The following is a 9845-nucleotide window of genomic DNA, read 5'->3' as shown; positions in this document are numbered from 1 at the left end:
TTATTCCTTGGCCGGATAACGCCAGACCCAGTCGCCTTGGGAAATATCCACCTTGCTACTACTTTCATTCCGGGGGTCACGACTTTTCTGGTTGACCACCACGCCGCCATCATCCGTTTCGTTCCAGCCGACGGAATATAAAACGAATAGGCCATCTTCCGTGCGGCGGTATTTGAGCGGCTGGCCGCCGATGATGTCATGCGGAATTTTTCCCATGAACTGCGGCGCAAGCGCGTCGAGTGTTTCAGGAACATTTCCGTGAGCGAGCCGATAACGCTCCAGCGCGCAGGCGATGCGAACCATGTCCGTGTAGGATTGTGCCTGAACAAATTTTCTGGAGGCTTTGCTCAAAGCCGGCACGACTAACCCCGCGAACAAGTCGTTGAGGTTTCGGTTCGTTACGAGAGCTTCAATCGCTTCGTCCGCCTGCTTTTCCTTATCGAATGAAAAGGCGCGCGCCCTTAGATTTATGATCGGCAAATAATATTCGGTCTGTATCCGGCAAGTGGAGATTTTGTTTTGCTCAAACCAGCCACCCGGAGCTAGACGAAATATCGTCTTTTGGAAATTCATCTCGTCTGCATGATGCGCGTTGCCATCCTCATCGGAATAGCCACCCGTGTCGCCAATATTTGCGATATATTTTCGATTGTGGCGGAGGAAATCGATCTCCCCGACACCACCGGCGCGCTCGCCACGTATGGACAATTGGTAGTCAGCAAGGAAATCGAGTTTGCCAACTTCCGCATCAAGCGCGGCGAGTTGCGCGTCCGTCCATTTGTGGTCGGCCAATCCTTCCCAAATGGGTTGCAGTGCAATTTGCAGCATCGCAATGCGAACCAAATGTGAAATTAAGAACGGTTCGGCGCGAATTGATTCAATCAGGCGCAACATCAACTGGATGTCATTGAAGGCTTTTTCCGTCTGGCCAGCTTGCAATTCGGCAACGGCGCGCAACCGCAACGTAAGCGTGCAGCCTTTCAGCGAAGCCAGATGTGGCAGCAAAATCCCGAAGGGGTTTTCATCACCATAACCGAGCGGAAAACGAGCGTAAGGAAGTTTGCTTGCGGCACGCAACCTTTCGATTGTTGAATCGTATTTGCTCAACGCCACCAAAACATCTTCGGCAGGCGATTGCGGTCGAGATGCAACCGGAAAAAGATTGGTGACAGCAGCAAGTCGGTGATAATATTCTTGCCACGCTCTCAAATCGAACTTTTCACCTTTTTGCCAGTTGCCGTACCGCTCTGACGTTAGCTTTATGTGTTCCGAACCTTTGCCCCAGTACTCGACCGGCATTTGCAGCCAACGAACGAAATTCGTATGGCCAAGCGCGGCCACTTTATCTCCATACCACCTCATGGCATTTGTCATCCCCATCATTCCGCTGACTTCTTCGACCCAAAGCGTCGTCATCGCGAAATTCTGATCGTCCGGGACGAGTTGGGATGCCAGCGAAACGAGGTCGAACTTTTCTCCTTTCGCTTCCCACTCGCGCTTGTATTTGTCCCACGCGTGTTTGCCGCGCCAGTTTTCTTCGGCGTAGAACAGTGCAATCAATGTTATGAGGCAGGCGACACCAAACAAGATTCGTTTCAAGTTACGCCAGCAACACAGCCAACTGACAAAGAAGATCAACAAAACCATCCCTGCCACGAAGCTGATAGAACTGATCAGAGCGAATGCCAGCAAGTCTTCGCTTGAACCGGGTTCGGACAGCAACGTGATCGCGAAGATTATGAGAAAGGTTGCGCAAGTAAGAACTAAGCACCAAAGGAATAAACCGCGTGCCCCTCTCCATGGCTTTTTCCAGATGCTTTTGGGTTCTTCGCTCATACCATCATCATTTCATGGCGACGTTCGCTGCGCGGCGACGGTGTTCCCGGCTTGGGCCGCTCTGATTCGCGCGGCTCGGATCGTTCCGTCAAGAGTTCCGCCAATATTTTTTCCTGTTCCTTCAAGACCATCAGCATTTCCGGCGATGGCGGTGGTTGTCTTTTTGCAATCGCCGTTGGTTTTTCGCCGGTCGCAAAGTTGAGCGTGAGGATGATCAACCAAACGGCAGCCAGACCGGCCCAAGCTTTTGGGCAAGGCCAGAGGATGGTTGAGAGTTGGTGGTTGAGAGTTGAGAGAAGGGAAGGATGCGTGATGCGTGATGAGTGAGGAGCATCGTTCGCGTGCGACAAGATTTCCGCGCGCCATTCGGTTGGGATCGGGCGCAGTGTTTGCCGTTGGAGTCGTTGTTCAAGATCGTTGTCGTTCATTTTTTTCTTGGTAGGAGTCGAGGTCACGAGACTCTGACTTCATTTTGAACCTCGTTACCTCGTCTCCCACGCAGTTCATTTAATCTCGTCATAGAGGGGACGCAGCCGCTCGCGTAATTTGTCTAAACCGTAGCGATAGCGGCTGGCGGCGGTGTTGGGCGGAATGTCGAGCAATCCGGCAATCGCGTCAAAGGTCAGGCCTTCCCAAAGTTTCAGGTGAACAACCGCCCGTTGGTCGTCGGGCAATTTACCCACTGCTTCCGACAGCGCGTTGCGAAAAGCCTGTTCATCCGGATCGGCAATTGGCGCAAAGACGGAAGCCGTGCAGGCAGCCGCCTGTTCGTGCATTTTCTGCCGCGTGCCGCGACGACGTATGGCGTCGATGGCCAGGTTGTGCGCGAGCCGCAACAGGAAGGCGCGTGGTTCGCGGACGCCATCGAGCAACTGCGGACGTCGGGCGAGCTTGATGAAGAGTTCCTGAAGGAGATCGTGGGTGTCGGCTTCGCTGCGGGTGAGATTCAGAAGAAAAGCAAACAACGCCTGGGCATGATCATCGTACAGGCGTTCGAGATCGAAGGGCGACGACATGTCTTTGTTGAATGACGCACGCGGCGGGAGGATTTGTCTAGGAAACTCTGCATGAAGATTTAAACCGCAGATTCACGCTGATGAACACAGATGGGCAGGCAACAGATCCAAAAAGCAGCCGCCGAGGTTACGAGCCTCATACTGAAAACGGGCAGGTGGGAAAGTGGGTAACTGAAAAAGTGAGAATCGCGCCCGCCCGCCCCCTCTCCCTTTCCCACTTGCTCACCGGCTCACTTTCTGTTCGACAAGTTCTGAGCCTCCTCACGTCGGCTCCTACCGTTAAACTGCGGTCAGTCGGTGGTTCTCGGTCGGCGCACAACGACTTCCTGCGCGGCCTTATTTTTCACAATCATGTTGGCGGGGAGAATGCCGCGCCAGTTGATGTTCGGATAAATCACGGAGCCGCGACCAATGATGCTGCCGGGATTCAGCACGCTGTTGCAGCCGATGTCACAACCGTCCCCGATCAGCGCGCCGAACTTGCGCAGGCCGGTGTCGAATGGTTGGCCATCGATTTCGACAGTCACGTTGCCAGGAAGGGACTTGATGTTGGACAACACCACGCCGGCGCCGAGATGCGCCCGGTGGCCGAGGATGGAATCGCCGATGTAATTGAAGTGCGGCGCGCCGGCGTTGTTGAACAGGATGGAGTTCTTGATTTCCGTCGAGTTGCCCACGACGCAACTATCGCCAAGGATGACATGTTCGCGGAAATAGGCGTTGTGCCGGATGTGACAGTTGCGCCCGATGATGGCCGGGCCTTTGATCATGACGCCGTCCTCGACCACCGTGCCTTCGCCAATAAAAACTTGTTCGCCGATGAAGGCCTGTCCTTCGCAACGATGGTGCAGAGCCGGGCGCAAATTCGCCGCGAGGTAGTCCTTGAGTTTTTTCAGCACGTCCCAGGCAAATTCGCAACCGTCGAACAGCGCGGCGTGCTCCGTCTGGCTGAGATCGAAAAGGTCGCCCGGTTTGAACATGCGTCGAACTTACGGAAAAGAATGGCAGCGGCAAATGTCTTTTTCAGACACGAATCGCACAAAACGCGTTACTCAGGAGGGGCGTCGGGATCAGCCTGCTCGCCCTCCAGTTTTAGAGCATGTCTGTGCCCACTGTTCACTGGATCTGCGAACACATTTCCTTGATTCAGGTCAATGGTGAATTCATCGCCGGCTCTTATTTTCAAACTGAATTTCTGATTTCAAGCATTTCGCGGAAAAAAGATCAACATGGCGAAGCACGACCACAGAATCGCGCGCCGGGATTTTCTCAAAACGACTGGGGCGGTCGTGCTCGGTGGAGCCGGCATCGGCTTTCCGCAGTTCGTCCCGTCGCGCGTCCTCGGAGCGCCGGGCCTGACATCTGCGAACAGTCGCTTGACCATCGCCCACATCGGCGTTGGCGGCATGGGCACGGTGCATTTGAAAAACATGTTGGAGTTTCAGAAAGCCGGAAAGATCAACCTCGCCGCCGTGTGTGACGCGGACGAAAAGCGCCTTGCCGCGGCGGTGAAACTCGCCGGCCCTGGCGTCGAGCCGTATCGCGATTATCGCTACATCATTCAGCGCAAGGACATCGATGCCGTGGTGATTGCCACGCCCGATCACTGGCACGCGGTTCAGACTGTCCATGCGTGCGAATCGGGCAAGCATGTTTATGTCGAGAAGCCCGCCTCGGTCACCGTCGAGGAAGGCCAAGCGATGGTCGCGGCGGCGCGCGCGGCGAACGTGGCCGTGCAAGTTGGCGCGCAAGGACGCACCGGCAAAGGCGCATGGTACACCTGCCGCGCCATCCGCAACGGCATCGTGGGCCGCGTGAACAAAGTGACTTGCTGGCATTACGCCAATCCAGTCGATGCCAACCCGGTGCCCGACTGCGAGCCACCAGCGGAATTGGACTGGGACTTGTGGCTCGGTCCGTTGCCGTGGCGTCCGTACAATCAACGTTATTGCCCGGCCAATTTCCGCTGGTTGCTCGAGTCCGGGGGCGGCCAAATCCGCGACCGCGGCGCGCATCAGTTCAGCACGATCTTCTGGTGCATGAACGCCGACCAGCAAACTTCTTTCACCGTCGAAGCCAAAGGCACCGCGCCGACCAAAGGTCTGTGGGACTGCCCGATTGACATGGAAGTGATTTACCAATTCAGGAACCCGGACTGGACGCTCGTGTGGGGCCAGCCGGGCGACAAGGTTGGCCAGACGGAGTTTGGCCAGGTGTTCTGGGGCGAGCGCGGACATTTGATTTTGGAGTGGGAAGGCGCTTACAAAGGAGCGCACGCGGACGCGATCAACTTCAAGCTTCCGGCCGGCGGCGGCGAAGTCGCACGAACCCACGAATACGAGGACTTCAACATGAACCACAAGGCGGATTGGTTTAAGTCCATTCGCGAAGGCCACCACCGGCCCGCCGTCGATATCGCGATTGCCCATCGCACCGCCACGCTCTGTAATCTTGGCAACCTCTCCTACATCCTCGGCCGAAAACTGGAATGGGATGGAGTAAAGCAACAGGTCATCGGAGATGAGCAGGCCAATCGCATGTTGGGCAAGCCGCAGCGCTATCCGTATGTGTTATGAAATCCGAAATCCAAAATCCGAAAGCCTTCACCCCGTGGAATAGCACTAGTGTCATCGCCGGAAATAGCCAAGCGTTTATTCCACGGGGGAACAGAAGCTCGAAGCCCAAAACCCGAATGCACCGCCCGAAGGAACCGGCCTTTCTTCGAGCTTTGGATTTCGGAATTCATTCGGATTTGGAATTTCGGAACTCGGGTTTTCTCAGCCGCCGTGATTTCCTTGCAGTCGCAACTGCCGCCGCTGCCAGCACGCTGATTCCAATTGGCCGAGCTGCTGACATCTGGCGTCTCCGTCTGTCCACCTCCTCCATTCACTTCAAAGGCCTGCCGATCGAACAAGCCTGCGAGCGCATCGCGGCGCTGGGCTTCGACGCCATCGACATCTGGTGCGCTTACGACAACTGTCCCCACCTCGACGACGTGCAAAAGCGTCTCGGCCCTGACGGCCTCCGGGAACTGCTCGCCAAACACAAACTCAGGCTTTACGCCTTCTCCACCTACGTCGGCGGTTACGCGAAGTACGCCGAATTGCTCGGCAAAGCCGGCGGTGGCGTGGCCATCCAGAGCAGCGCCGCGCCCTGCAAACCGGAGGAACTCACTTCAAAAATGAAATCGTTCCTCGAAAGTCTAAAGCCGCTCGCCGACCTGGCCGAGAAACACAATTCCTATCTCGCCATCGAAAACCACGGCAGCGCGCTGCTCGATTCGCTGGATTCCTTCAAGGCGTTTGTCGAGTTGAACAAGCATCCACGGCTCGGCCTCGCGCTGGCGCCGTATCATCTTCAAACCATCAAAGCCCCGGTGGAAGAAACCATCGCCGTATGCGGCCCGCAATTGTTTTTCTTTTACGCCTGGCAAAACCAACCCGACGTGGGCCAACTTCCCGGCCACGGCCCGACCGATTTCAAACCGTGGCTCAGAGCTTTGGCCAAGGTGAATTACCAGTGGTTCGTGAACCCCTTCATGCACGGCCACGTCGAGCCCGACGCCATGACCGCCGCGCTGGCCAAGTCGCGGGATTATCTCAAGAAGCAAGTTTGACCATGACGAACCAACCCTTCACCAATGCCCCACTGACCGCTGGCGTCACGCTCGCCAGCCTGTCAACCGCCGCCGGGAAAATTTCCCTGGACGAGTTCATCAGTCGGATCAAGAGCGCGGACGACCGGGTACGCGGTCCCGCGTGGCAAAGTGCCGCCGAGTTCGGAGCGCCAGCCGTGAAGCCGCTGGCCGAGGTCATGGCCCATCCCGACTTTGAAATCGCTCGCGCCGCCCAACGCGCACTGTGGAAAATCGTGCGCCACGCTGGACGGCCGGGTGCAGACAAGGAAAGAAGCGAGGTCGCGACTGAACTCGTTCCGTTGCTCGCGCACGGCAGCAGCTATGTCCGCCGTGAATTCGTCTGGATGCTTTCCGAGATTGGCGGCGACGACACCGTGCCGCCCTTGGCCGCCCTTCTTCTCGACCAAGACCTGCGCGAAGACGTCCGCGGCGCTCTCCAACGAATGCCCGGCGCCAAATCACTCGCCGCGCTCAAGACTGCGTTGGCTTCCACGCCCGAAGATTTCAAGCCCGCGATCGCCGTGTCGCTCCGGGCACGCGGCCAAAAGGTCAACGGATTTCCCAGCCAGAAACTCATTCCGACGGAAAAAACCGCAGTGAAACCCGTCGCCACTGCCTGATGCCGGTTGGAAACCGTTTTTGCAAACACAGAAACACCGATGACCAGGAAAACGCATCAAACTTCAACTGAACAATTGAGACATGGACCATCATCAACCAACGGAGCAAGACCATGAACCCTGAACAAGCAACCACTCAATCCCTCACGACTCGTCGTGAGTTTCTCAAAACTTCCGGCGCCGCCGTCGCCGCCACTGCATTGGCCGGCACACTGGCCGCGCCACGCCCCGGCTACACCGCCGAAGACAACACCATCAAAATCGCGCTCGTCGGTTGCGGCGGACGCGGCACCGGTGCCGCCGCCAACGCGCTTTCCACTAAAGGTCCCACCCAACTTTGGGCGATGGCCGACGTGTTCGAGCATCGCCTCGAGGGCAGCTTCAAGGCCCTTTCGCCGAAATACACCAGTCAGATTCACGTCCCGCCCGAACGCCGCTTCCTCGGCTTCGACTCGTTCAAGCGCGCCATCGACGCGCTCGACAAGGGCGATCTCGTCTTGCTGGCCACGCCCGCCGCCTTTCGCCCGATTCACTTCGAATATGCCGTGCAGAAAGGCGTGAACGTGTTCATGGAAAAATCCTTTGCCACGGACGCGCCGGGCATCCGTCGCATCCTGCGCGCCGCTGAATTGGCGAAACAGAAGAACCTCAAGGTTGCCACCGGCCTGATGTGGCGCCACGACAAGCCGCGCGAGGAAGTCATCCAGCGCATCCACGACGGTGCCATCGGTGACCTCCTCCTGCTGCGCACTTATCGCATGCACGGTCCCGTCGGCTTCAAACCCAAGGGGCCAGATGAAACGGAGCTTGGCCACCAGATTCTCAACTACAGTTGCTTCACCTGGCTCAACGCGAGTTTCTTTGTCGATTGGCTCATCCACAACATCGACGTTTGCTGCTGGGCCAAGAACGCCTGGCCCGTCACTGCGCAAGGCCACGGCGCTCGTGCCGCCCGCGAAGACCCGGACCAGATGTTCGACCAATACATGATTGAGTACACCTTCGCCGACGGCGCGAAGCTGCTGGCCGAAGGCCGGCACAACACCGGTTGCTGGGACATTTACTCCGACTTCGCGCACGGCACGAAAGGTTCCGCGCTCATCATGGAAAGCCTCGCCGCCGCGAAACCGCGTCTCTACAAGAACCAGGTCCAAACCCGTGAAAATGAATTCTGGCGCTACAGCGGCGGACCCTGCGAGCCGTATCAAGTCGAGCACGACCTGCTCTTCGACGCCATCCGCAATGACAAGCCTTACAATGAAGCCGAACGTGGCGCTCGTGCTTGCTTCGTGAGCATCATGGGACGCATGGCCGCCGAGTCCGGGAAGTTGATCAGTTACGACGAAGCCCTCGCATCGAAGTTGGAACAGTCGCCGGGGCTGGACCTAATCAGTTCGCTGGCGGCACCGGCGCCGGTCCAACCTGATGCAAACGGCCGCTATCCGATTCCGGTTCCAGGAAGAACCGTGGTGCTTTAGAACGTGTCCGGAAATTCGTAGCGGCAGACATCCTTGCCTGCCAGTAAGGGCGGCGTTCCGCCGACCGGAATTGTTGAAGAAGTTAGCGCCCGGCGCCCGTGGCCGTTGGCTGGCCGGGAATGCCGGTGGCCAGCGGAGTGAACGGCGGTATTGACGCCAGGTTCGTGCTGCGCTCCAGGAAATAGTTTACCCCGGCCACACTCTGCCAACTCACGGTCACGTTGGTGCCGCTGGGCGTCGCCGACAGCAGGCGTAACACCGAGAGCGCGTTGGTGGGATCGGTCTGGCAACGCCACTCCTGCCAGGTGGTGTGGCCGTCGGCGTCCGGGTCCGTGGCATCCGCCGAACCGTCGGTGGGCAGGCCGTACTGCTGGAGCCAGGCGTAGGAAATCACTGAGCCGGGGCCTTGGAACTCGTAGGCGCCGATGTCCACCGTGCCGCTGACGATGCGCGGGAGGCCGTCCAGGTCCGTTGAGCCGGGAGCATAGGCATTGAGGCCGGCATTGATGCAGGGGGAGTTGGATTGCAGATGCAGATTGCCGTTAGCGTAATCCACGAACAGCGGCGCGTTGGTGATGTTGCCGAAACCGCTGGTGGACATCGGCGTTGTGGAACAGTAGTTCAGGGTAGTGAAAAGAGGACTGGTCGCGTAGTTCGCTCCATTCGTGGCGGTGTTGAAATAGACGATGCAGTTGTTCAGTGTGCCCCCCAACGCCCCGCCGCCGGATAAAGAAGCAGAATTGCCGGTCAGCGTGCAGTTGTTCAGGGTGAGGGGTCCCCAAAACATGTCGCCCCCAATGACCCCTCCGCCCCAGGTCGCGGTCGAATTGCCGGTTAAGCTGCAGTTGTTAAGCGTCCCTCCTGCCGCCCCCCCGCCGCCAGAAAACCCACTGGTCCCACTGGCCCGATTCCCGGTCAGCGTACAGTTGTTGAGTGTGCCAATCTCAACTCCACCACCACCTCCAGAAGCCGAATTCTCAGCCACAGTGCAGTTGTTGAGTGTGCTGCGCGAGGCCCCGCCGCCCAATGTGGCCGAATTACTACTCACCGTGCAGTTGTTAAGCGTGCTGTACATCGCTCCGCCTCCGCCGCCGGCCGAGTTGCCGGTCAGTGTGCAGTTGTTCAGCGTGCTAAAAGTCGCCCCGCCGCCGGAGTAGTAAGCGGAGTTGCCGGTCAGCGTGCAGTTGTTCAGCGTGGCATCACCTGCCCCGCCGCCTTGATCAGCCGAGTTGCCGGTGAGCGTGCAGTTGTTCAACGC

9 protein-coding genes are annotated in these 9845 nt (G+C 57.9%); 4 read left to right on the top strand and 5 right to left on the bottom strand.

All coding sequences use genetic code 11. From position 1 onward, the window contains the following. The 4 genes from HY298_12500 to HY298_12485 all read right to left on the bottom strand — a co-directional run bounded on the left by HY298_12500 (position 1) and on the right by HY298_12485 (position 3832). Positions 1 to 1599 (bottom strand): hypothetical protein, encoded by a 1599-nt coding sequence (locus HY298_12500; GenBank protein MBI3851079.1) that lies wholly within the window; start codon positions 1597 to 1599, stop codon positions 1 to 3. A 233-nt stretch (positions 1600 to 1832) separates the two neighbouring features. Then, on the bottom strand, positions 1833 to 2264 hold the full coding sequence (locus HY298_12495) for a hypothetical protein (GenBank protein MBI3851078.1): 432 nt from the start codon (positions 2262 to 2264) through the stop codon (positions 1833 to 1835). A gap of 75 nt (positions 2265 to 2339) precedes the next feature. After that, the gene (locus HY298_12490; GenBank protein MBI3851077.1) at positions 2340 to 2852 is read right to left on the bottom strand and encodes a sigma-70 family RNA polymerase sigma factor; all 513 of its coding nucleotides are present in this window, start codon (positions 2850 to 2852) and stop codon (positions 2340 to 2342) included. Positions 2853 to 3142: 290 nt separating this feature from the next. After that, positions 3143 to 3832, bottom strand: coding sequence for a UDP-N-acetylglucosamine diphosphorylase (locus HY298_12485; GenBank protein MBI3851076.1), 690 nt, complete (start codon positions 3830 to 3832; stop codon positions 3143 to 3145). Positions 3833 to 4081: 249 nt separating this feature from the next. On the opposite strand from HY298_12485, the gene HY298_12480 reads away from it, so the two are divergent. From HY298_12480 to HY298_12465, 4 genes are all read left to right on the top strand, one after another. Then, positions 4082 to 5428 (top strand): Gfo/Idh/MocA family oxidoreductase, encoded by a 1347-nt coding sequence (locus HY298_12480; protein ID MBI3851075.1) that lies wholly within the window; start codon positions 4082 to 4084, stop codon positions 5426 to 5428. Positions 5429 to 5544: 116 nt separating this feature from the next. Beyond that, positions 5545 to 6468: a sugar phosphate isomerase/epimerase gene (locus HY298_12475; GenBank protein ID MBI3851074.1), complete on the top strand. Its 924-nt coding sequence runs from the start codon at positions 5545 to 5547 to the stop codon at positions 6466 to 6468. Positions 6469 to 6470: 2 nt separating this feature from the next. Continuing rightward, positions 6471 to 7109 (top strand): HEAT repeat domain-containing protein, encoded by a 639-nt coding sequence (locus tag HY298_12470; protein MBI3851073.1) that lies wholly within the window; start codon positions 6471 to 6473, stop codon positions 7107 to 7109. A gap of 113 nt (positions 7110 to 7222) precedes the next feature. Then, a complete protein-coding gene (locus HY298_12465) occupies positions 7223 to 8587 on the top strand; it encodes a Gfo/Idh/MocA family oxidoreductase (GenBank protein ID MBI3851072.1) in 1365 nt (454 codons plus the stop codon). 82 nt (positions 8588 to 8669) lie between these two features. Here the strand turns inward: HY298_12465 and HY298_12460 are convergent, their stop codons facing one another. After that, positions 8670 to 9842 (bottom strand): hypothetical protein, encoded by a 1173-nt coding sequence (locus tag HY298_12460; GenBank protein MBI3851071.1) that lies wholly within the window; start codon positions 9840 to 9842, stop codon positions 8670 to 8672. Positions 9843 to 9845: the final 3 nt, after the last annotated feature.

This window comes from Verrucomicrobiota bacterium (assembly GCA_016200005.1).
Taxonomy (GTDB): Bacteria; Verrucomicrobiota; Verrucomicrobiia; order Limisphaerales; family PALSA-1396; genus PALSA-1396.
This window is presented reverse-complemented; position numbering and strand designations above follow the sequence as displayed.